Source organism: Acinetobacter bouvetii DSM 14964 = CIP 107468 (genome assembly GCF_000368865.1).
Taxonomy (GTDB): domain Bacteria; phylum Pseudomonadota; class Gammaproteobacteria; order Pseudomonadales; family Moraxellaceae; genus Acinetobacter; species Acinetobacter bouvetii.
The window spans coordinates 1-22,329 of the sequence record NZ_KB849728.1 but is presented as its reverse complement, the minus strand read 5'-3'; the positions used below and the strand labels follow the sequence as shown (position 1 = coordinate 22,329).

At 45.3% G+C, this 22,329-nt stretch carries 24 protein-coding genes; 16 read left to right on the top strand and 8 right to left on the bottom strand.

The window, feature by feature from the left end; translation table 11 throughout:
• The first annotated feature begins 27 nt into the window (after positions 1-27).
• The 11 genes from atpB to adhP all read left to right on the top strand — a co-directional run bounded on the left by atpB (position 28) and on the right by adhP (position 9,310).
• Complete coding sequence (gene atpB, locus F941_RS12975) at positions 28-903, top strand: F0F1 ATP synthase subunit A (RefSeq protein ID WP_005012082.1); 876 nt, start codon at positions 28-30, stop codon at positions 901-903.
• A gap of 84 nt (positions 904-987) precedes the next feature.
• A complete protein-coding gene (gene atpE / locus F941_RS12970; RefSeq protein WP_000424060.1) occupies positions 988-1,233 on the top strand; it encodes a F0F1 ATP synthase subunit C in 246 nt (81 codons plus the stop codon).
• A gap of 38 nt (positions 1,234-1,271) precedes the next feature.
• Positions 1,272-1,742, top strand: coding sequence for a F0F1 ATP synthase subunit B (locus tag F941_RS12965; RefSeq protein WP_005012078.1), 471 nt, complete (start codon positions 1,272-1,274; stop codon positions 1,740-1,742).
• Between the two features lie 12 nt (positions 1,743-1,754).
• Complete coding sequence (locus F941_RS12960) at positions 1,755-2,291, top strand: F0F1 ATP synthase subunit delta (RefSeq protein WP_005012070.1); 537 nt, start codon at positions 1,755-1,757, stop codon at positions 2,289-2,291.
• A gap of 46 nt (positions 2,292-2,337) precedes the next feature.
• Positions 2,338-3,882, top strand: a complete 1,545-nt coding sequence (gene atpA / locus F941_RS12955; RefSeq protein ID WP_005012068.1) for a F0F1 ATP synthase subunit alpha — start codon at positions 2,338-2,340, stop codon at positions 3,880-3,882.
• An 88-nt stretch (positions 3,883-3,970) separates the two neighbouring features.
• Positions 3,971-4,840, top strand: coding sequence for a F0F1 ATP synthase subunit gamma (gene atpG, locus F941_RS12950; RefSeq protein ID WP_005012066.1), 870 nt, complete (start codon positions 3,971-3,973; stop codon positions 4,838-4,840).
• A gap of 26 nt (positions 4,841-4,866) precedes the next feature.
• Positions 4,867-6,261: a F0F1 ATP synthase subunit beta gene (atpD, locus tag F941_RS12945; protein ID WP_005012065.1), complete on the top strand. Its 1,395-nt coding sequence runs from the start codon at positions 4,867-4,869 to the stop codon at positions 6,259-6,261.
• A gap of 26 nt (positions 6,262-6,287) precedes the next feature.
• Positions 6,288-6,707, top strand: a complete 420-nt coding sequence (locus F941_RS12940; protein ID WP_005012064.1) for a F0F1 ATP synthase subunit epsilon — start codon at positions 6,288-6,290, stop codon at positions 6,705-6,707.
• A 137-nt stretch (positions 6,708-6,844) separates the two neighbouring features.
• The gene (locus F941_RS12935; protein WP_005012061.1) at positions 6,845-7,324 is read left to right on the top strand and encodes a DUF2846 domain-containing protein; all 480 of its coding nucleotides are present in this window, start codon (positions 6,845-6,847) and stop codon (positions 7,322-7,324) included.
• A gap of 154 nt (positions 7,325-7,478) precedes the next feature.
• The gene (locus F941_RS12930) at positions 7,479-7,784 is read left to right on the top strand and encodes a hypothetical protein (RefSeq protein ID WP_005012058.1); all 306 of its coding nucleotides are present in this window, start codon (positions 7,479-7,481) and stop codon (positions 7,782-7,784) included.
• Between the two features lie 491 nt (positions 7,785-8,275).
• Positions 8,276-9,310, top strand: coding sequence for an alcohol dehydrogenase AdhP (adhP, locus tag F941_RS12925; RefSeq protein ID WP_005012056.1), 1,035 nt, complete (start codon positions 8,276-8,278; stop codon positions 9,308-9,310).
• A 59-nt stretch (positions 9,311-9,369) separates the two neighbouring features.
• Here the strand turns inward: adhP and F941_RS12920 are convergent, their stop codons facing one another.
• From F941_RS12920 to F941_RS12905, 4 genes are all read right to left on the bottom strand, one after another.
• On the bottom strand, positions 9,370-9,972 hold the full coding sequence (locus F941_RS12920; protein ID WP_005012054.1) for a hypothetical protein: 603 nt from the start codon (positions 9,970-9,972) through the stop codon (positions 9,370-9,372).
• A gap of 135 nt (positions 9,973-10,107) precedes the next feature.
• Positions 10,108-10,461: an RcnB family protein gene (locus F941_RS12915; RefSeq protein WP_005012052.1), complete on the bottom strand. Its 354-nt coding sequence runs from the start codon at positions 10,459-10,461 to the stop codon at positions 10,108-10,110.
• 223 nt (positions 10,462-10,684) lie between these two features.
• Positions 10,685-11,230, bottom strand: coding sequence for a glutathione peroxidase (locus tag F941_RS12910; RefSeq protein WP_005012049.1), 546 nt, complete (start codon positions 11,228-11,230; stop codon positions 10,685-10,687).
• Between the two features lie 337 nt (positions 11,231-11,567).
• On the bottom strand, positions 11,568-12,347 hold the full coding sequence (locus F941_RS12905; protein WP_005012048.1) for a helix-turn-helix transcriptional regulator: 780 nt from the start codon (positions 12,345-12,347) through the stop codon (positions 11,568-11,570).
• A gap of 126 nt (positions 12,348-12,473) precedes the next feature.
• On the opposite strand from F941_RS12905, the gene F941_RS12900 reads away from it, so the two are divergent.
• Positions 12,474-13,385: a DMT family transporter gene (locus F941_RS12900; RefSeq protein ID WP_005012047.1), complete on the top strand. Its 912-nt coding sequence runs from the start codon at positions 12,474-12,476 to the stop codon at positions 13,383-13,385.
• 380 nt (positions 13,386-13,765) lie between these two features.
• On the opposite strand, the gene F941_RS12895 is transcribed toward F941_RS12900, so the two are convergent.
• The 3 genes from F941_RS12895 to F941_RS12885 are packed head-to-tail and all read right to left on the bottom strand — an operon-like array spanning position 13,766 to position 16,691.
• The gene (locus F941_RS12895; protein WP_005012046.1) at positions 13,766-14,335 is read right to left on the bottom strand and encodes an L-threonylcarbamoyladenylate synthase type 1 TsaC; all 570 of its coding nucleotides are present in this window, start codon (positions 14,333-14,335) and stop codon (positions 13,766-13,768) included.
• Between the two features lie 42 nt (positions 14,336-14,377).
• Positions 14,378-15,517 (bottom strand): DNA-processing protein DprA, encoded by a 1,140-nt coding sequence (gene dprA / locus F941_RS12890; protein ID WP_005012044.1) that lies wholly within the window; start codon positions 15,515-15,517, stop codon positions 14,378-14,380.
• A 19-nt stretch (positions 15,518-15,536) separates the two neighbouring features.
• Positions 15,537-16,691 carry a LysM peptidoglycan-binding domain-containing protein gene (locus tag F941_RS12885; RefSeq protein WP_005012043.1) on the bottom strand — a complete coding sequence of 385 codons (1,155 nt, stop codon included), beginning with the start codon at positions 16,689-16,691 and terminating at the stop codon, positions 15,537-15,539.
• 119 nt (positions 16,692-16,810) lie between these two features.
• Here F941_RS12885 and def point away from each other — a divergent pair, with 119 nt between their 5' ends.
• The 3 genes from def (at position 16,811) to F941_RS12870 (ending at position 20,027) form a co-directional block, all read left to right on the top strand.
• Positions 16,811-17,341 (top strand): peptide deformylase, encoded by a 531-nt coding sequence (def, locus tag F941_RS12880; RefSeq protein WP_005012041.1) that lies wholly within the window; start codon positions 16,811-16,813, stop codon positions 17,339-17,341.
• A 97-nt stretch (positions 17,342-17,438) separates the two neighbouring features.
• On the top strand, positions 17,439-17,879 hold the full coding sequence (locus tag F941_RS12875) for a DUF2946 family protein (RefSeq protein ID WP_005012039.1): 441 nt from the start codon (positions 17,439-17,441) through the stop codon (positions 17,877-17,879).
• A gap of 75 nt (positions 17,880-17,954) precedes the next feature.
• Positions 17,955-20,027, top strand: coding sequence for a TonB-dependent copper receptor (locus F941_RS12870; protein ID WP_005012036.1), 2,073 nt, complete (start codon positions 17,955-17,957; stop codon positions 20,025-20,027).
• Between the two features lie 67 nt (positions 20,028-20,094).
• Here F941_RS12870 and F941_RS12865 read toward each other — a convergent pair whose 3' ends face one another.
• Positions 20,095-21,300 (bottom strand): oxygenase MpaB family protein, encoded by a 1,206-nt coding sequence (locus F941_RS12865; protein ID WP_005012033.1) that lies wholly within the window; start codon positions 21,298-21,300, stop codon positions 20,095-20,097.
• A 97-nt stretch (positions 21,301-21,397) separates the two neighbouring features.
• On the opposite strand from F941_RS12865, the gene F941_RS12860 reads away from it, so the two are divergent.
• The gene (locus F941_RS12860; RefSeq protein WP_026253479.1) at positions 21,398-22,009 is read left to right on the top strand and encodes a TetR/AcrR family transcriptional regulator; all 612 of its coding nucleotides are present in this window, start codon (positions 21,398-21,400) and stop codon (positions 22,007-22,009) included.
• The last annotated feature ends 320 nt before the right edge of the window (positions 22,010-22,329 follow it).

The following is a 22,329-nucleotide window of genomic DNA, read 5'->3' as shown; positions in this document are numbered from 1 at the left end:
TTTTTTGACATTGACCAGGTGTGATTTATGGCTGCTGAAGAACATGCCCTTACTTCGACCGAGTATATCAAGCACCATTTGACCAATTTGACTTATGGCAAAATGCCAGACGGTTCATGGAAATTGGCTGAGACTGCTGATGAAGCTCAACAGATGGGGTTCACTGCTATTCACTTGGATTCAATGGGTTGGTCTATCACGCTAGGTGTGATTTTCTGTTTGCTGTTCTGGTGCGTAGCGAAAGCTGCAAACTCTGGTGTTCCAACCAAGTTCCAGTCTGCAATTGAAATGATCATCGAGTTTGTTGACTCAAGTGTCCGCGACACTTTTCATGGCAAATCACGTTTAATTGCGCCTTTAGCCCTCACAATTTTTGTGTGGATTTTCCTGATGAATGCGATGGATTTACTTCCTGTAGATTTCATTCCGCATCTTGCAGGAATTATTGGTTCTAATGTGTTTGGCATGGACCCGCATCACGTTTACTTCAAAATCGTTCCATCTACTGACCCTAACATTACCCTTGGTATGTCATTGTCGGTATTTGCGCTGATCTTGTTCTACAGCATTCGTGAAAAAGGCATCGGCGGTTTTGTCGGTGAGTTGGCGCTTAACCCATTTAACCCAAGTAACCCAGTTGCAAAAGCGTTATTGATTCCAGTGAACTTGATTCTTGAATTGGTAACTTTCCTTGCACGTCCAGTTTCATTGGCTCTGCGACTATTCGGTAATATGTATGCGGGTGAGTTAATCTTCATCTTAATCGCGTTATTGCCGTTCTGGATCCAGTGGGCGTTATCTGTGCCTTGGGCTATTTTCCATATTCTCGTTATTACGCTGCAGGCATTCATTTTTATGATGCTGACTATCGTATACTTGAGCATGGCAAGCGAAAAGCATTAATGGTATTGCCTAACTGTCGATGGACGGTTGGGCGCACAATTTTTTAATTTAATTTGGTATAAACCTAACCTCTGAGGAATTATCATGGAACTCACTTTAGGTCTAGTTGCAATTGCATCTGCTATCTTGATCGCTTTTGGTGCTTTAGGTACTGCGATTGGTTTTGGTCTTTTAGGCGGCCGTTTCCTTGAAGCTGTTGCTCGTCAACCAGAATTGGCTCCACAACTTCAAACTCGCATGTTCTTAATCGCGGGTCTTCTTGATGCTGTGCCTATGATCGGTGTTGGTATTGGCTTGTTCTTCATCTTCGCTAATCCATTTGTAGGTTAATCAGCTTAATTCCTAAATTAAACTATTGAGGAATAGCAATGAATATCAACCTCACATTGATAGGCCAAGCAATTGCATTTGCGATCTTTGTCGCATTCTGCATGAAGTTTGTATGGCCACCACTAATCAATGCGATTAGTGAGCGTCAGCGTAAAATCGCTGATGGCTTAAACGCTGCTGAAAAAGCAAAAGCTGACCTTGCGGATGCGCAAGCTCAAGTGAAAGCTGAATTAGACGCAGCGAAAGCGCAAGCGGCTCAATTGATCGAACAAGCGAACCGTCGCGGTGCGCAATTGGTAGAAGAAGCGCGCACTCAGGCATCTGCTGAAGGTGAGCGTATCCGTCAACAGGCTAAAGAAGCTGTTGATACCGAGATCAATACAGCTCGCGAAGAATTACGTCAACAAGTGGCTGCTCTTGCAGTGACTGGCGCTGAGAAAATTCTTAGCCAGCAAGTTGATGCAGAAGCTCACAATGCCATGCTGACTCAGCTGGCTGCTAAACTTTAAGAGAGGCGGATTATGGCTGAACTCTTGACGTTGGCACGCCCATACGCTAAAGCAGCATTTGCTTACGCTTCTGAGCAAAGTGCAACTGACTCATGGTCAAAAGTGCTTGAATTGCTCAGTGCTGCGGTGCAAGACGAAGCATTTTCAGCTTACTTAAATCGCCCTGAGCTTACTCCTGCAGAGCAGGTAAGTGTTTTTGCCAAAATTTTAGGCGAAGATCAGACCGCAGCAGTGTCAAACTTTTTGACATTGCTGGCCGATAATGGCCGTCTGGCGCTTCTACCTGAGATTTCTGCAGAATATGAGCAGCTCAAATCACAGAATAACAACTCTGTGGATGTTGTGATTGAATCAGCATTCCCATTGACTTCTGTACAGGAACAGCTACTTACGCATGCATTAGAGAAGAAATTCGAAGCTGCGGTAAATGTTTCTGTAGAAGTGAAACCAGAACTAATTGCTGGTGTTGTTATTCGTGCAGGCGACCAAGTGATAGATGATTCTGCGCTTAATAAGCTTGAAAAAATGCGGACTCGTCTTCTTGCTTAATTGCATATAAGAAGACTGAACTTTAAAAAGATTGAGGTATAGCGCAATGCAACAACTGAATCCATCCGAGATCAGTGCGCTCATTAAACAGCGTATCGGCGATCTGGACACCAGCGCGACCGCTAAGAACGAAGGGACCATTGTTATGGTTTCCGACGGTATTGTGCGTATTCACGGCCTTGCTGATGCAATGTACGGTGAAATGATCGAATTCGACGGCGGCTTATACGGTATGGCACTGAACCTAGAACAGGATTCAGTGGGCGTCGTTGTTTTAGGTAACTACTTAAGCCTGCAAGAAGGTCAAAAAGCTCGCTGCACAGGCCGCGTATTAGAAGTTCCGGTTGGTCCAGAACTTTTAGGCCGTGTCGTAGATGCTTTGGGTAACCCAATTGATGGTAAAGGCCCAATTGATGCAAAATTAACTGATGCTGTTGAAAAAGTAGCACCAGGCGTAATTTGGCGTCAATCAGTGGATCAGCCTGTACAAACTGGTTATAAATCAGTAGATACAATGATCCCTGTAGGCCGTGGTCAGCGTGAGCTGATCATTGGTGACCGTCAAACTGGTAAAACAGCTATGGCGATCGATGCGATCATCGCTCAGAAAAACTCTGGCATTAAATGTGTATACGTAGCTATTGGTCAAAAACAATCGACTATCGCTAACGTTGTGCGCAAGCTGGAAGAAACTGGCGCTATGGCGTATACCACTGTTGTAGCAGCAGCTGCAGCCGATCCAGCAGCAATGCTGTACTTGGCTCCATACTCTGGCTGTACAATGGGTGAATACTTCCGTGACCGCGGTGAAGACGCTTTGATCATTTATGATGACTTGTCTAAGCAAGCAGTTGCTTACCGTCAAATTTCATTGCTTTTACGCCGTCCACCAGGCCGTGAAGCGTATCCAGGTGACGTATTCTATCTTCACTCTCGTCTTCTTGAGCGTGCTTCGCGCGTTTCTGCTGACTATGTTGAGAAATTCACGAATGGTGAAGTTAAAGGCCAAACTGGTTCTTTGACTGCATTGCCAATCATTGAAACTCAAGCGGGTGACGTATCTGCATTCGTACCAACGAACGTAATTTCGATCACTGATGGTCAGATCTTCCTAGAAACATCATTATTCAACGCAGGTATCCGTCCTGCTGTGAACGCGGGTATCTCTGTATCTCGTGTTGGTGGTTCAGCGCAGACTAAGATCATCAAAAAATTGTCTGGTGGTATCCGTACCGCTTTGGCGCAATACCGTGAATTGGCAGCGTTCGCTCAGTTTGCTTCTGACCTTGATGAAGCAACACGTAAGCAGTTAGAACACGGTCAGCGCGTAACTGAATTAATGAAGCAAAAGCAATATGCTCCATATTCAATCGCTGACCAAGCTGTTTCAATTTATGCATCTAACGAAGGCTACATGGCTGACGTAGAAGTGAAGAAAATCGTTGCATTTGATGCTGCGCTAATCTCTTACTTCCGTTCAGAGCATGCTGCGTTAATGCAAAAAATCGATGAAACTGGTGATTACAACAAAGACATCGAAGCTGAATTTAAAGCAGGTATTGAGAAGTTCAAAGCGACTCAAACTTACTAATATTCAACCCAGTTGGATTTAGTGTCGGTTTGGTTCACGGATCAACCTTCGAAAGCTCGAAAGGGCTTTCGAATACTAGGTTAAGCGTATGGCAAATTTAAAAGAAATTCGCGCCAAAGTAGCTAGTATCAAAAGCACGCAGAAAATTACTCGCGCGATGCAGATGGTAGCAGCTTCTAAGATGCGTCGTGCGCAAGAGCGCATGGCTCAAGGCCGTCCGTATGCCGAAAATATGCACCGTGTAATTGCTCATTTGGTACAAGCGAATCCTGAATACAAGCACCGTTATATGGTTGAACGCCCAGTTAAGCGCGTTGGCTATATCATTGTGTCTTCAGATCGCGGCCTTGCTGGCGGTTTGAACATTAACCTGTTCAAAAAAGTGGTAAAACACGTACAGCAGCAACAAGAGCAGTCAATTGAAGTTCAATTTGCTTTGATTGGTCAAAAAGCGGTTTCGTTTTTTAAAAACTACGGCGGTAAAGTGCTGGGTGCTACGACAAATGTCGGTGATGCGCCGAGTCTTGAACAGTTAACTGGTTCTGTACAGGTGATGTTGGACGCATTTGATAAAGGCGAATTAGACCGCATTTATCTTGTGTCAAACGGCTTTGTCAATGCCATGACTCAAAATCAAAAGATCGAACAGCTTGTTCCTTTAGCAGCAGCTGAAACAAGTGAAGGCCTGAACCGTCAATACGGTTGGGACTACATCTATGAGCCAGAAGCTGAAGAGCTTCTCAATGGCTTATTGGTTCGTTACATCGAGTCTATGGTATATCAAGGCGTGATTGAAAACATCGCGTGTGAGCAGTCTGCGCGTATGGTTGCAATGAAAGCTGCAACAGATAACGCGGGTGACCTCATCAAGAGCCTGCAACTTATTTATAACAAGCTGCGTCAAGCCGCGATTACTCAGGAAATTTCTGAGATCGTTGGTGGTGCCGCTGCCGTTTAACATTATTTTGAATTGAGGAGACAGCAATGAGTAGCGGTCGTATCATTCAGATCATCGGCGCGGTTATCGACGTCGAGTTTGAACGCAACAGCGTTCCTAAGATCTATGACGCTCTTCACGTTGATGGAACTGAAACTACTTTAGAAGTTCAGCAACAACTTGGTGATGGCGTAGTTCGTACTATTGCAATGGGTTCTACTGAAGGCCTTAAGCGTGGTTTGAACGTAACTAACACTGGCGCTCCAATCTCTGTACCTGTAGGTACTGCATGTTTGGGCCGTATCATGGACGTTCTTGGTCGCCCGATCGATGAAGCTGGTCCTGTTGGTACTGAAGCGCGTTTGCCGATTCACCGTCAAGCGCCTTCTTATGCTGAACAAGCGGCTTCTACTGACCTTTTAGAAACTGGTATTAAAGTCATCGACTTGCTTTGCCCGTTTGCGAAAGGCGGTAAAGTTGGTCTGTTCGGTGGTGCCGGTGTTGGTAAAACTGTAAACATGATGGAGTTGATCAACAACATCGCGAAAGCTCACTCAGGTTTATCTGTGTTTGCTGGTGTTGGTGAGCGTACTCGTGAAGGTAACGACTTCTATCACGAAATGAAAGACTCAAACGTTCTAGACAAAGTAGCAATGGTCTACGGTCAGATGAATGAGCCACCAGGTAACCGTTTACGCGTAGCGTTGACTGGTTTGACTATGGCTGAGTACTTCCGTGACGAGAAAGACGAAAACGGCAAAGGCCGTGACGTACTATTGTTCGTTGACAACATCTACCGTTATACACTAGCGGGTACTGAAGTATCAGCACTTCTAGGCCGTATGCCGTCTGCAGTAGGTTACCAGCCGACTCTTGCAGAAGAGATGGGTGTTCTTCAAGAACGTATTACATCGACTAAGTCTGGTTCTATTACGTCAATCCAAGCGGTATACGTACCTGCCGATGACTTAACAGATCCATCGCCTGCAACTACGTTCGCTCACTTGGACGCAACTGTTGTATTGAGCCGTGACATCGCATCTTCTGGTATTTACCCAGCAATCGATCCACTTGACTCAACTTCACGTCAGTTAGATCCGCTTGTAGTAGGTGCTGAGCATTACGAAATCGCTCGTTCAGTTCAAAACGTTCTTCAACGTTATAAAGAATTGAAAGACATTATCGCAATTCTTGGTATGGACGAATTGGCTGAAGAAGACAAACTTACTGTATACCGTGCACGTAAGATCCAACGTTTCTTCTCTCAACCGTTCCACGTAGCTGAAGTGTTTACTGGCGCGCCTGGTAAACTTGTACCGCTTAAAGAAACAATCCGTGGCTTTAAAGGTCTTCTAGCTGGTGAATACGACCACATCCCAGAACAAGCGTTCTACATGGTTGGTGGTATTGACGAAGTAATTGCTAAAGCTGAGAAACTTTAATTAGTTACCTAATTTAGGAGATTCTCATGTCGACTATGCAATGTGATGTTGTAAGTGTAAAAGAGTCTTTGTACTCTGGCGCTGTAACGATGCTAATTGCGAAAGGTGCTGGCGGTGAGTTGGGTATTATGCCTGGCCATGCGCCGCTGGTAACTTTGCTCAAGCCGGGCGCGATCCGCGTTCTGCTTGAAAACGGTACAGAAGAGTTGATCTATGTATCTGGCGGTGTTTTAGAAGTTCAGCCGCATGTTGTTACGATTCTTGCAGATACTGCAGTTCGTGCAGAAAACTTAGATGAAGCGGCAATTATTGAAGCGCGTAAACACGCTGAACAATTGCTTGCAAATCAAAAGAGCGACTTGGACGCTGCTGCTGCTTTGGCTGCTCTTGCAGAAACTGCTGCTCAGCTGGAAACCATCCGCAAAATCAAAAACCGCGCTCAATAAGAGACGGTTCGAGATTGAAAAAACCACCCGCAAGGGTGGTTTTTTTATGGCTGAAATTCAGAAAATAAGAATTGCTGAAAGATGATTTAATTGCTATTTTTCATGTGCTTATAAAATTTATACCAATGGGCTTTTTCATGTCAAAAAAAATTATATTCACATTATTGCTATCTTTAGGTTTTGTGGGGTGTGCATCAGTGCCGAAGGCGGATCAGCATGCTTCTGATACAGTGAAACAATTCACAGCTCCGCAAAACGGCAATGCAGGGATTTATGTATACCGTTCAGCTTCAGTGAAAGGCGCTGCGCTAAAGAAAGATGTTTGGGTCGATGGCGAATGCTTAGGAGAAACATCACGCGGTGTGTTTTTTTATAAAGAAGTCTTAGGAAACCGTAACCATACTATTTCTACGGAATCTGAGTTTTCACCAAACCACCTTGAAATTCAAACTGAAGCGGGTAAGCAATATTTTGTTCAGCAATTTATTAAAATGGGTGCATTTACTGGCGGAGCAAATTTAAAACAGGTTGATGAGCAAACCGGAAAGCAGGCGGTTAGTGAATATGCATTTGCTAAAGGCGGAAATTGCAGCAAGGCAACGCTTGCATTGAAATAATGGCCAATCCAAAGATAAAAACATTAAAACCGCCTAAATTGGCGGTTTTAATGTTTTGCTGCCAGCAGAACTTAATTTTCGCTATCTAAAGTGGCATATATTTTATTCATCCCATGCATTAAGTTAAATTCATTATTTTCACAAAGTGTCTCTCATGAACCTTATTGCCTTTGAACCGCACTTTTGGGAACTGTACCAAGACTTCGACCACTATTATTTAAGCATTGCTGTTGATATGAGCTCAGTGGTGTCATGCTGGGATGTTGAACTGACCCATGAAGAAGTACAGCAATATGAACACCGTGGACGAGTCAGTATTCAAGAGCTGGCAAAAACGATGGTAGCCGCTGCATATAAAGGCGATTTTTCAGCGATGGAAAGCCGATTGGTAAAATCGTATGAACGTCAAGCGATGCATGCCGCGTACAGAACATGGCGGCACAGCCTAAAGGCGGAATAAACTCTGAGGCCAATTCGAGAATTTCCCATTGCCCGCCATGCGGGTTCTAAAAGCTTTATTCAAGCCTTTATCTAAACTGGATGATTCTAGCTTTGCTGAGTTGCACGTGCATTCCCTTTAGAAAGGCCACCTTCACTATTCGAAAGCCGTTTTATATTTAAGACACTGTTTAAGCTGAATTTTTAATCATAATTAATCACGTCAAAACAATGCATTCGAATACGCTGCATATAATTTCACCTTGTTTGGGTGTTGAGCAAGGGCGATCAATGATGCTGTAGTTTCTAAAGCTGAGCAGACTTTAAAAGTCCTAATTTTAAATTGTGCTGCGGTGACAATGAGGCTTGTAAAGGAATTGCAAGAGGAGGCATCTAAAATCATCAAATCCGCTACAAATCCGCCACTTTTGATAATTTATATATTCTATATAGTTGAAAAACGGTTCTTAAAAAAAGAACTTTCTTGATATTTTGAATATGGAGAACAGCATAATGGCGAATACGATGAAAGCAGCGGTAGTCACTGAATTTAATCAGCCGTTGCAAATACAAGAGGTCGAAATTCCTAAAATCAGTCCGGGAAAAGTACTGGTCAAGATGATTGCCACAGGGGTTTGCCATACCGATCTGCATGCGATGCATGGCGATTGGCCAGTGAAACCGACGTTGCCTTTTATTCCGGGACATGAAGGTGTGGGCGAAGTCATTGAGGTTGGTGACGGGATTGAGCACTTAACAGCCGGTGATATTGTGGGGATTCCATGGCTTTATTCAGCCTGCGGCCATTGCGATCATTGCTATGCAGGCTGGGAAACGTTATGTAAAAAACAACAAAATTCAGGTTATTCCGTCAACGGCAGTTTTGCCGAATATTGCTTGGCAGATGGTGATTATGTCGGGGTGATTCCTGAAGGTGTGGATCTGCTGGAAATAGCGCCGATTTTATGCGCAGGCGTGACGGTCTATAAAGGCTTAAAAATGACGGAAGCCAAAACAGGGGATTGGGTTGCCATTTCCGGAATTGGCGGTTTGGGCCATGTGGCTATTCAGTATGCCAAAACCATGGGCTTTAATGTGGTCGCCATTGATGTTGATGACAGCAAAATTGAGCTGGCCAAAAACTTGGGTGCTGATGTTGCCATTAATGCGCTGAAAGCGGATGTGAAAGAAGAAGTGCTCAAAGCTACAGGCGGCGAGGGGTGTCATGGCGTGCTGGTCACTGCCGTGTCCCCGAAAGCATTTGAACAGGCCGTTGCCATTGTGCGCCGCGGCGGCACGATGGTCTTGAATGGTCTGCCGCCTGGCACATTCGACTTGTCTATTTTTAATATGGTGCTTGAAGGAATTACGGTACGCGGCTCAATTGTCGGAACACGTTTGGACTTGAAAGAGGCGCTGGATATTGCGGCGCGCGGTAAGGTGAAAGCGCATATTCATGTCGAAGCATTAGACAATATTAATGATATTTTCCACCGCATGGAGCAGGGCAAAATTGATGGCCGCATTGTCATTGATATGAGGCTTTAACCGTAAATTTCACTCAGGCCAATTCAGTGTTCATGAATTGGCCTGAGTAGCTTGGAATGCTAGCTTTCCTGAGCTTGCTTATCCTGTCCTTGTGAAATCAGCATGCCGGCCAATTTAACCATTTCAGATTGGATTGAAACCATTTGCTGCTCAATTTTTTTCAAATCTACTTTGCTTAAATCCATTTGACCGTTCAGGAAAGGCGAATTCAGCACGTTCTCATTGGCGGAAAGAATATTTTTGCGGATATCAGAGATTTCCTGCGTTTTTAAATCAACACTGTTTAAGGCTTGATTGAATCCAGTGAGCTGTTTTTGCAGCTGGGCGGCGCTGTGCTGCAGTTTTTCATGATCCTTTAGATCGACAGCGCTTTGAAGTTCTGCTTGAGTCTGCTGCAGCTGTTCCACATAGCCGCCGGCTTTCAGCTGCAGGTCTGCCACATCGCGGATAAGATAGAACATATTGCCGCTTTTCAGCTCAGTTTGCTGAGCAGGCGCATCGTCATCCGCAGCGGACTGAATGCCTTGGGATTGTTCAGTTTCAATTTGAGTCTGCTCAGCGCGGGTATTTTCAGGTGAAGCGGCTTGATCGCAGCCCAGCAATGCCATGCCGGCTGCAAAAATACTGAAAGGTAGGATGGCGCCTTGCAGGAATTTCTTCATTCGCTTTTAAACTCTTTATCAATTTATTGGGTCTTAGGCTGAATATAGGGATGAAATGTGGATTCAAAATAGATTGCTGCAAAGCGATAACAAAAAAGAGCGCTGAAGCGCTCTTGGGCAATCCCGTGATGGCGATTAACCGCCAATAATTTTGATGATTGAATGAGTCATAGCATTGATTAAAATATAGTCGCCATTTACTTTAATCCATTGCTGGTTTTTGCCAGGCTTGGCTAATTTTTTATACTTGCTGTGGTCAACTTTGTAACTATTGCCGCGGTACTGGCTTGGAACTTTTTGCCCTGCATGCCAGTCATGCGATGGGTTCACCGCGTTTTTATGCTGCTGCGCCTGATGTTTTACAGGCGCTTCGTGATTATGCGCGGCCTGAGGCTGATGGTTTTGGCTATTTTGCGGTGCAGCCATTGCAGGTGCAGCCACGAACGCTGTTGAAATCGACAGTACAATTGCTTTTATTAATGTATTCATAGGTTCACCTGTTTTTTACTGCGTCTGTTTCTCGATAGCTTCAGCATATAACTGATTTGCAGATAAAAATGGAATGAACTGTTGCTGCTTGATTAAAATAATGAATAAAATGTGTATTTTATCTTATTGTGATAATTCAAAAATTATATTGAGGTTTATATCTTTGATACAGCCTTATTAAAGTCTTTAATTGATAACTTTAACAAGGCTGTCTGCGGTTTATTTATTTTGCCAATTCTGCATTGACGGCATCCACAATGCGGGCATCATCCGCTTTGATATCTGGCGCAAAGCGCGCAACAATCTCACCTTGCTTATTCACTAGGAATTTTTCAAAGTTCCACAGCACTTCTGGCGGCTCATTGGGCGTCAGGCCGTAATCAATCAAGTCTTTTTTCCACGGGCCTTCACCGGTGCGATCTGGAATGGCAGCCGTTAAGGCTTGATACAGCGGGTGCTTGTCTTCACCAGCGACTGAAATTTTTGAGAAAAGCGGAAAATCAACCTGATAATTTAAAGAACAGAATTGCTGAATTTCTTCATCTGACCCAGGCTCCTGCGCTAAAAAGTTGTTTGCCGGAAAGCCTAAAATTTCCAAGCCTTCCGCTTTTTTGTCCTTATACAGCTGTTCCAAGCCTTCATATTGCGGGGTTAAGCCGCATTTAGACGCGACATTCACAATCAGCAGCACTTTGCCTTGATATTGATTGAGTGTGGTTTCTGCGCCGTCAATGGTTTTGATAGGGATGTTGTAAACTGAAGCGGCCATGCAATGATCCTGATTATTTGCGTTTTGATTGCAATGTTTTAACTGGAAAACTTGCAGGCGGCAAGTGTTGAAGCCTCAGGTTTTGATAATTTTTGTATGTGCAGCGCCGAACTGCCGTAAAATTCATAAAATCAGGCAGTTAATATCGTGATGTATGATTTGAATCGGGCTTTAAGTGCGTCAATAATAAGAAGCAGATGCAACATAGCGGAATAATCTGCATATTTTATAGGGGCTTACAGTGTTCCTATGATGCCGGCGCTGATTTGGGTGCTGAATAGGGTGGCTACCCGATATGCAGCGGAGTGATGAATGGCCTATTATGCCTGTGCCGCGCTTATGGCAATTTCTGGAGCGGCTTTGGCGCAGCGCAAGATTTGAACTGAGCCGGTGTCTGGCCTGTATAACGTTTAAAAAATTCAATAAAATTGGAACTATGCTGATATCCCAGTTCAAAACTGAGGGCTTTAATGGATTTTCCCTGCCGCAGCTGCATGATGGCATACAGCAGTTTGGCGCGGCTGCGCCATTCCGATAAGCTGAGCTGCAGCTCTGCCTGGCTGATACGGTGAAGCTGCCTTTCGCTTATGGCAAAAGGCTCTAATACCTGCCGCAGGCTTTTCTGAAATAAAGCAGGAGCGGCTAAGTCCTCTAAGATGGGCTTGAGTGCCGGATGATGGGTTTGCGGCAGATAATGATGATGCTTTGGCGCACTGCTCAGCTGATCTAAAATAACCTGCAGCAGGTGGCGAAAATAATGCAAATGGCCCTGCTGCTGTACATGAAACGCTTCTAAAATCAATTGCCTGAAAAATACCGATACACTGAGCATTTCAGGCTTTATAGAAAAATTTTCACATAATTCAGGGTCTAAGCGGATTACGGCATAATGGGTAGTGTGCTGATCAACAGCAATGGAATGATGCGCTACGCGGGGTGGAATCCAAATGCCGTAACTAGGCGGAGACCATAATTTTCTGCCATTGACTTCATATTCCAAAATTCCATCGAGGCTCATGTTAAAATCGCCCCAGATGCAGCTATGAGGATGAACTTCTTCATATTTTTCATAAAAAGACTGGCTGATCTCAATATGCTGTTCAATCTGCTCAATCATGTTCTAGAGTCCGGGCGCGGTGCGGAAGAATGTCGCTTTAACAATATCATTGTCTGAACTTCAATATTTCATTTATATGCGACATTGCGCACAATAAAAAACAGAAATTGCTGAAAGAATGATTCTATGCAACACAATCCTAAAATGATGCGCTGGGCAGTCTTGCTGCCGCTGCTTTCCGTGTTTATTTGGTCGCTGAATATTGCGGTTACCCGTTATGTGACGGAGTATATTTCTCCAGTCAGCATCAGTTTTTACCGCTGGCTGGTGGCGTTTATTATGCTAACGCCCTTTATGCTGCCGCAGCTGTATAAAAACCGCGCTTTAATTCAGCAGCACTGGAAGCAGCTTGCGGTACTGGCCGCTTTTGGAATGGTGCTGTATCAGGGGCTCAGCTACAGCGCTGCGCATTATACCACTGCAACCAATATGGGCATTATCAATGCCTTTATTCCCGTCTTTACGATTTTAGTGTCCGTTTTTCTTTTAAAAGAATGGCCAAACCGCTTTGCCTTGCTGGGCTGCCTGATTTCTTTTTCTGGCTTGCTGCTGGTTATTGCAAAAGGGCATTGGGCAAATCTGCTGTCTTTAGGCGGCCATGCGGGCGATGCGATTATGCTGGCTGCTGTTTTTTTCTATGCTTTTTATGGGGTGCTTCTAAAGAAATGGCAGCTTAAAATTCCTTTATTTATCAGTGTCTATGTTCAGATCTTTTTTGCCTTGCTGTACCATTTGCCGTTTGTGCTGTACTTTGGGCTGGATGCCATAAATGCGCAGAATGTCTGGAGCGTACTGTACGCGGGGATGTTCCCCTCGCTGGCAGCGCCATTGCTTTGGATGCTTTCGATTCAATATTTGGGGCCGAATCAAACCAGCATCTTTATGAACCTGATGCCGATTGTAACGGCGGGGATTGCTTATTGCTGGCTGGCGGAGCAGTGGACGGCTTATCACAGTATAGGGACCGCTTTGGCCATTCTGGGCGTGCTGTTGGCGCAGAAAAAGGCGCCGGCAAGGGTTAAGTCGATTACTAAATAGAGGCAATGACAGAAAAAATTAAATATTTTTTGTAACTGTTCAGCAGAAGCAAGATATAAAATATAGCGGTACAAAGATTAAAATTGTCTTTGTTTTTCTAATAATATGATCAAAAATAGGCATATATTTTGAATAAACTGCTGTTTTTCATCTTAAATTAATAACTTTAAGCTTTTTATTAATAGAAAAAATCTATTTGTTTGGCAGAAGGCTTTATCACATAATAATGCCACTGAAAACGGTGCCCGATGTTGACTGTTTTTTGCTAGATTTTCCAGACCCTCTGGATGTGATTTTTTGCACATCCTTTTTTATGCTCAGCCATTTCTATATGGCTGAGCTTTTTTTTGCCTGACAAGGCCTGCTGCCATCATCGGCATTTATGCGCGGATGATTTCACCGGTTTCTGCATCAATAATTTTGCTGGGCTCCTGACTTAAGCCTAAATCGCCGTTCAAATAATTCAGCTCATTGGCAAAATATTGGCTGGCTTCCTGCAAGGAGCGCGCTGGCTCAAGCCCTGCGGGATTGGCGCTGGTTGATACAATAAAGCCATTAAAGGCATGACATAAGGCTGCGCAGAGCGAGTGGGTGGTGACGCGAACCGCGACTTTAGAATGGCTGCCTTTAATCCAGCTGGGAATATGCCCGCCTGCCGGCAGCAGCCATGTGGTGGCGCGTTCAGCTGGTGAGCGGCGGCTCCATGATGCAATGACTTCTTCCTTTATTTCAGGGCTGAGTCCTGTCAGTAAATGTTCAACTTGCGCAACATTGGCGGCCAGTAAAATCACGCCTTTTTCAATCGGGCGCTGTTTCAGCCTTAAAATTTCACGGAATGCCTTTTCGTTAAACGGGTCACAGCCTAAGCCCCAAACTGCCTCTGTAGGATATGCCAAGACCTGCCCTTTTTTTAGACAATCGGCTGCTTCGGCCACAGAGGTGGTAATCATGAGAATTTAACCTTAATGAAAATAATGAGGCTATTGTGAACCCTATTTTCCGGAACGGCAACGCAGATAGCATCCTGCCTGCTGCATCGCGAGCCCCAATAATTCTAATTCCATGAGTTGGCTGGTCAGTGCAGCCGCATCCAGCTGGGTTAAAAGCGCGAGCTGATCCAAAGTTTGTCCAGCCCAATCCAGCTGCTGGTATAAGGCCTGCAGATGTTCAGGGATGCCAATCGGTTCCTGCATGTTTTCGGGTGCCGCAGGGTTCTTTTTTGCAGATTGCCATTGTGTCGGCAGGGCAAGGTCTTCAATGACCTGCAGAGGATGGTCAATGAGAATTGCGCCTTCGCGGATCAGCTGATGGCAGCCTTGATGGAAGTCGCCGTAAATATGTCCTGGAATGGCAAAAACAGCTTTGCCTTGTTCGGCGGCTATTTTTGCTGTGATCAGTGAGCCGCTTTTCAAGGTGGCTTCAGCCACAATAACGCCTAAGCTGAGGCCGCTGACAATGCGGTTGCGCCGCGGGAAATGATGCTGCAAGGGAGGAGTATTCGGCAGGAATTCGGAAATAACGGCGCCGCCATTGCTCAGGATATCCTGTCTTAAGGCCTGATGCTGAGAAGGATAGGTTTGATCCAGCCCTGTTCCCATTACGGCAATGGTGCGCTGATGCTTTAAAGCGGCTTGGTGGGCGGCTTCATCGATGCCTTGCGCGAGTCCGCTGTTGATATAAAAGCCTTGTTCGCTTAAGTAAAAAGCAAAATCATAAGCCACCTGCCGGCCATGCGGGCTGGGCTTGCGGCTGCCGACAATGGCGACTTGAGGCTGATGCAGTGCTTGTATATCGCCTTGTCCAAAAAGAATAGGCGGTTTATCGCTGTAGGGCTGCAGCTGCTGCGGATAATCTGTTTCTGTATGGGTGATAAGAAAATCACAGCTGTATTCAATCGCATGCAGGCACTGCTGAAACTTTTTCTGGCCTTCTGCCGTATGAAATTCCTGAAAGCGCTGCAGATGATTTTTATGAATGCCTAAGGCTTGCCATGTGGGAAATTGATTGGATCGAAGCGCTTCAGAAAGCTGAGGATAGTGCGAGTGAATTTTGTAGAAGCTGGACAGCGAATGCTGAACCAGATACCACAAGGTGAGTGTTTCAAGTTGCACTTGTGATAACGGATTCAGCATATTGTTAACCTATGGCGGATTATTCATCCAAAAGCGGAGGCTGAATGCTGGCGCCGACTTTGATTGGCAAATCACTGTCTAAGACATAAGCATAGCTAAGGTTGTCAAAAGTTTTGAAAACCATAATTGTTCCAACCCGCTGGCCTGGGAGCTGAATACGTTCCTTGGTTTTTGGATCAGTCACAATCTCGCCTTTTTGGTTTGCGCTGAACACCTGGCCAGCTTCAACGCCTTGCAGCGCGCCGCGGTCAATCGTTACGACGCTGTTGACTGCTGCAGTGCTGATTGAGCCCATAACACGGATTATGCTGCCGCCTGCTGTAATGTTTTCAGCATTGGTTGGATAGAACAAGGTTGGCAGCATTGGGTCATATTCAGGCAGAACGCGGTCACCGCGGCGGACTTCGCCATTATAAGTATCGGTCAGTTCCAGTGTGACGATGTCATTTTCACCGCGTACAGCAATGCCTGAAGCCACTTGATTTAACTCTAGGCCGGCATTGAATTTTTTGCCATTTGCATCAGTCAAGTTATACGGTTCGCCTTCACGGTAGATTGCATAGCGCTGGCCTACAGCCATGCCATTGCCGCGAGCATAAACAGTCTGGCCTTTCGCCGCCAGTACGCGCTGATCGGCAGTGCCTAAAATATAGGGCGTATTTTCCAGCGTTTCAGGTGCGACTACCATGCTGCGTTCCAGCCATTGCTTGATATATTCCAAAGGAATGACGGGAATCGCATTATTTAATGATTCGATGCGCACCTGAGGCTGCATTTTAGTGCCGCCCGTATAGCGGCGGATGATGCCTTCACAGCCATCGCCTTCATCTTTGCCGATGAGTGGCTTGCCGTTATGAGTGCACATCAATAAACGGTCACCAGGGAAAATCCAGTGCGGGTTTTTGACGTGTTTATTGCTTGCCCAAATTTCAGGCCAGCGGACTGGATTTTTCAAGAATTTTTTGGAAATATCCCACAGCGTATCGCCTTTTTTCACCACATACACTTGCGGCGCGCCAGCTTTCAATGCGGGCGGATTGACATTGCGGGCAGGCGCTGCTTCAGCAACGCTGGCGATGCCAGCCCCAATGCTTAGGCAGACGGCAAGCGCTAATAATTGTTTTTTAAACCCCAAGGCACTAAAAGTTGGCATGCCCTTCAAAACCTTTTTCATTATCATAATTCCTAAAATTATGTATGCAGTTGCGTTATAATAACGATATTACACACAATTTTTTGATGAAGCATTCCTTCATTTTGTTTTTTGATCAATGGCATAAGTGAGGACGTCGTATGGCCTTATTACCTATTTTAAGTTTCCCTGATCCCCGTCTTCGTACCATTGCAAAACCAGTCGAAGAAGTTACTGATGAAATTCGTCAGTTGGCAGCAGATATGTTTGAAACCATGTATGAAGCGCCAGGCATTGGCTTGGCAGCAACTCAAGTGGATCAGCATATTCAGCTGATTGTCATGGATTTATCTGAAAATAAAGATGAGCCCATGGTATTTATTAACCCCAAAATTACGCCATTGACGCAAGAGACGCAGCCGTATGAAGAGGGCTGCCTGTCAGTGCCTCAAATATACGATAAAGTTTCGCGTCCGTCACGTGTAAAAATAGATGCAGTAGATTTGAATGGCGAGTCTTTTGAGCTGGAAGCTGACGGACTTCTCGCAGTTTGCATTCAGCATGAAATGGATCACTTAAACGGCAAACTGTTTGTGGATTATCTGTCTCCGCTCAAACGCCAGCGCGCCCGTGAAAAAGTGGAAAAAACGGTTCGCCAGCGCCAAAAAGATCAGGTTGCCGTAAAACGCTAAATTTTCCATTCGATTTTTCTTTAAAAAAAGACAGTATAAAGCCCAATTTTAATTGGGCTTTGCTATAATTATCGCCGACAAATTTTAGGATTTGCCTTTGTTTCTGCGTAGCGGCCTGCTGCTGTCCTTTGCAGCGGTATTTTTACAGATTGCTGTTTTTCTACAGCCTTTGCTTCCGACGCAATATCAAATTGCGCCGGTCTGTGAAACCATCACGCGTGCACTTTTATTAGATTCCCCGCATCAGCACTCTTCGCAGACCTCATCGGCGCATCATGCTGCCCATCACATGGCTGTACAGGCAGACCATGCCGAGATTTCTCAATCTGCTGGCCATGATCATGATGCGGGCCATCAATGCCAGTACTGTACGGTATACGGCAATCTGGTTTTACCGCCTGAACTGGATATCAAAGAAGTCTTAGACCGCATTCAAATCCGTTTAGCGGCTTTCCAGCAGGCATTTGCGCATGTCTGGTTTGCGCTACAGCGCCTGTTCCTGCTGCCTCAAGGCAGAGCGCCGCCGCTTTTTGCATAAATCAACGTTTTAAAAATTTAAGGGTCTTGGTTGGCTCCAGCCCAGTTGTATTTATGTTTTAAGTGAGATTTTAAAATGGCTCAGCCACAATTTTTTTTACAGCCTTTGGCGGCTGCAATTGCTGTCGCGTGTACTTCTGCTGCATGGGCAAATTCATCTGACAATAAAATGGAAGCACACGCCGTGCAAACGCTGGCACCAATCGTGGTGACATCACAGCAGGGCAGTGATGCCAATGGATTGATTGTGATTGCCGATCCCAAGCAGCCGATTCAGCCTGTGCCAGCGACTGATGGGGCGGATTATCTGCAAAGCATTATGGGGTTCAGCGCGATTAAAAATGGCGGCACCAACAGTGATGTGACCTTCCGCGGCATGTTCGGTTCGCGCATTAAAGTATTGGCGGATGGCTCTGAGAATTTAGGTGCTTGTCCAAACCGCATGGATGCGCCAACGTCTTATATTTCCCCTGAAAGCTATGACCGGATTTCGGTGATTAAAGGCCCGCAAACGGTGCAATATGCCAATACGGGTTCTGCAGCGACAGTTATTTTTGAACGGCAAAAACCGGAGCTGAGCACTGCAAAGCCTTATCAAGGTCAAGCCAGCGTGCTGATAGGCTCTTTTGGGCGCTTGGATCATAATGTAGAAACAACGCTTGGGGATGAAAAGAAATATATCCGTTTAAATGCCAATCGTTCTGAATCGGATAGTTATCAAGATGGCGATGGCAATACAGTGCCTTCCGCTTGGGAGCGCTGGAATGCAGATGTCGCACTGGGCTGGACACCCGATGAAAATACGTGGCTGGAGCTGACGGGCGGAAAGTCGGATGGTGAGGCTTTATATGCAGGCCGTTCTATGGATGGCTCACAATTTGCCCGTGAAAGCTTGGGACTGCGTTTTGAAAAGAAAAACCTGACGGATGTCATTCAAAAAGTTGAAGGGCAGGTGAACTATAGTTATAACGATCATGTCATGGATAACTTTAGATTAAGAACGCCACCAATGACACACGATATGATGACGCATCAAATGGTAGCAAATCCATCAGAGATGCAAGTCACCCGCCGTACTTTGAATGCCCGTTTCGCCATGACCAGTGAGTGGGATAAGCTGAATCTAATTACAGGAATTGACTCTCAGCAGAATCATCACGCAGGAGGCATGAAATCTTTGATGATGGATATGCCATTGGCCACCAATATGAAATTCCAGTCCTATGGTGCATTTGGTGAACTCGGCTATCAATGGAGTGAAAATTCAAAGCTGGTGACAGGCGCTCGACTTGACCAAGTCAAAATCGAGGCGCTGAAGCTCAATGATGACCGTTCAGAAACGTTGCCGAGTGGCTTTATTCGCCTGGAAAATCAACATCCTGAACATGATGCCAAAAGCTATATTGGCTTAGGTTATGTTGAGCGTGTTCCTGATTATTGGGAGCTGTTCAGTACAGCGCATGGGAATTCAGGCATGTCAAAACCGACTTTTAATGATTTGGATACGGAAAAAACCTTGCAGCTGGATATGGGCTATCAGCATCAGCATGGCGCATTCAATTCATGGGTTTCAGCGTATGCCGGTTTGATTAATGACTATATTTTAATGAGCTATCATGATCATCCAACCTCAGGCGGGCATGGTCATGGCTCAAGCTTCAGTGCCGGGGCGAAAAATATCGATGCCACCATTGCAGGGGCGGAAGCCGGATTGGGCTATCAATTTAGCGATGCCGTTCAGGCGGATGTGAGCGCCATGTATGCATGGGGTGAAAACACCACAGATAACAAAGCATTGCCGCAAATCGCGCCGTTAGAAGGGCGCTTTAATCTGCGCTATGTTCAAGATAAATATACCTTGGGCCTGCTGTGGCGCGTGGTGGCGAAGCAAGACCGCATTAGCTTGAATCAAGGCAATATCGTGGGCTATGACATGAATGAGAGCAAAGCGTTTAGCACGCTGGCGCTAAATGCTTCTTACAACTTAATGCAAGATGTTGATGTCGCCGTTGGCGTGGATAACGTTTTAGATAAAACCTACACCGAACATTTAAATAAAGCCGGAAGTTCAGGTTTTGGTTTTGCCAGCAATGAACAATTCAATAATATTGGGCGCAATTATTGGGCGCGGATTTCGATGAAATTCTAAGTTCATTATATTTTGAAAAATTAAAAAAAGCAGGGTATCCGCCCTGCTTTTTTGATCATGCTGCGCGCTATTGATGCATGCTGGCCAGCTGTTTGGCTTTGCTTTGATATAAGGCCAAGCCCAGCTTTTGTATTTCGCGGCCTTTCTTGATTAATTTTTGCTGCAGGGCGGGCAATCGTTTTGCGCCGCTGTACAGCACCACATTCCGCGCAATCAGATAGTAAGAAAACCAGGAAGCCGTTTGCGGTTTCAAGCCTAAACATTGCATACGTTTTTTGCCAATGAAAAACTGAGTCAATTCTAAATGCTGCCGATAGGCCAGTTTTTGCTGCAAAGGGCGCAAATAGCGGTACTGCCGTTCAAAAGGCTCTTTAGACAGGCTGGTGCCCAGCGCACAGCTGCTGTCATCCGATTTAGGGTGGGCAAACTGCATCCAGTACAGCAAGCGCCAGCCTTCACTTTCTTTGGCAATCAGCCATTGCTCATCCACCCCCATCAGCCAGCCGATATAGCGCCAAAAATGCAAAAAGTTTTCACTATCCTGCTGAGAAGGAAAGATGCCCAGCGCCCGAATGCCAATCAAGACCACACTGCTGAACGCTAAATTGGTCATCGCAAGGTCAAATTGATTGATCGGCAGCCCCCAAGTGTCAGCATCCCATTTGGGATTTTTTTTCAGATGAGCCCGCACCAGCGCATGGATAAAGCGGACATAAATCGTCGATGTGAACCCCGCGCCATATCGCTTCAATCCGTCAGGTTCGGTAATGTCGATCCACCATTTTGTGGTTTCGGCTAAGCGCGTGCCTGCCTGTTTGTTTAAAGCGCCCGTCATCATTAACGGTTGATTGAACCCGGGAAATAAATAGCCAGCCATCAGGGACAAATCCCTCAGTACAAAGCCATTGTTGATTCCCAGCTGATGGGTGAATTGCAGGGCGCGATCCATTTTTTCCTCATCCAGCCAATCGGGCTTGTGCGCCGCATGCTGGAAGAAATCGGTCAGTTCGGGAATGGATTCTGGAAGCTGCGCCAGGCCTTGAAACAAAGCGGCCTCAAACAATGGACGGTTGCGTTTCGGGTTCTGCATTACCCAATCCACAACAGCATCCATAGCCGCATCGCCAGAATTGAGGGCTTTATTCAGGCGCAGATATTCTGCATAAGAGGGCGCTAAAGGCTTTGCTGTAAAATGGTTCAGCAGCTGAGTCAGCGCATCACTCCTTTGCATTTGCTGAAATGTCGCCAAGCGCTTAGGTATTTGAAGGGTCATTGCAGATAGCCTTATTGCTGTTGTTTAATTCAACAGTAATATGAATATTTATTCGCATTCAATTCGCATTCCATTTCAGGCGGCGCAGGTCATAATGATGAGAAAACAACCGCAGCAGCAGAGAGCTAAAATAATTGTGGAGCATGTCTTGCAGGCAGCGCAGCAGTGCATTGCGCAAGAGGGGCTGATTTATCTGACCACGCCCAAAATTGCAGAGCGCTCTGGGGTGAGTGTGGGATCGATCTATCAATATTTTGAAAATAAAGAGCAGATTGTTGAGGAGCTGCTGCTCCGCAAATCAGAACAGCTGGGCATAGCGCTGAAGCAGGCGGTGGTTGAGCAGGGTGATCAGGAAATTCATGACATCATTCCGCTGACCATTCAATTCGGTTTTGACATGCTCAAAGCAGATCAGGGTTTTTTAATTGAAATATTGAAACATTGGCATGTGTATAGTCATTCAGGTGCATCTCAGGTTTTGGAAAAGCACTTTTTTGAAGTTGGCATGTACTTATTTAACCGCTATTACCGGCACTGGGACTTTGAAACTTTGAAAAACCGCTCTTTTGTGATTATCAACAGTACCCTGTTTACTATGATGCGCTATGTCAGCAATAATAACTTTCTTATTACAGAACAGCAGCTTAAGTTGGAGTTATCGATGATGATTCTGGCTTATTTAGATGCAAAAGCGATTGGTGAAAACTAATTTTAATTAATTTATGCATAATTATCAGCAGTTTATTGTTTTTATGGTTTGAAATTTAAGCACTCAATCAAGCAAATTAAAAAATAGGGTTGCATGGGGTAAGAAATGCTGTAGAATGCACATCCATCGGCGGTGATGAAGATTAAAACTTCTGATAAAACAGCAACTTAGCACGAAGTGTTGAAATTGGGTTTTAGAAAGAAAGTTTAAAATAATTTGAATTGCCAGTTGACTTTCTAGAGATAGAGAGTAATATAGCCGACCTAGCTTGCTGGTGACGAATCAGCAAGAAGATCATTAAGAGATTATGAAGAACAACT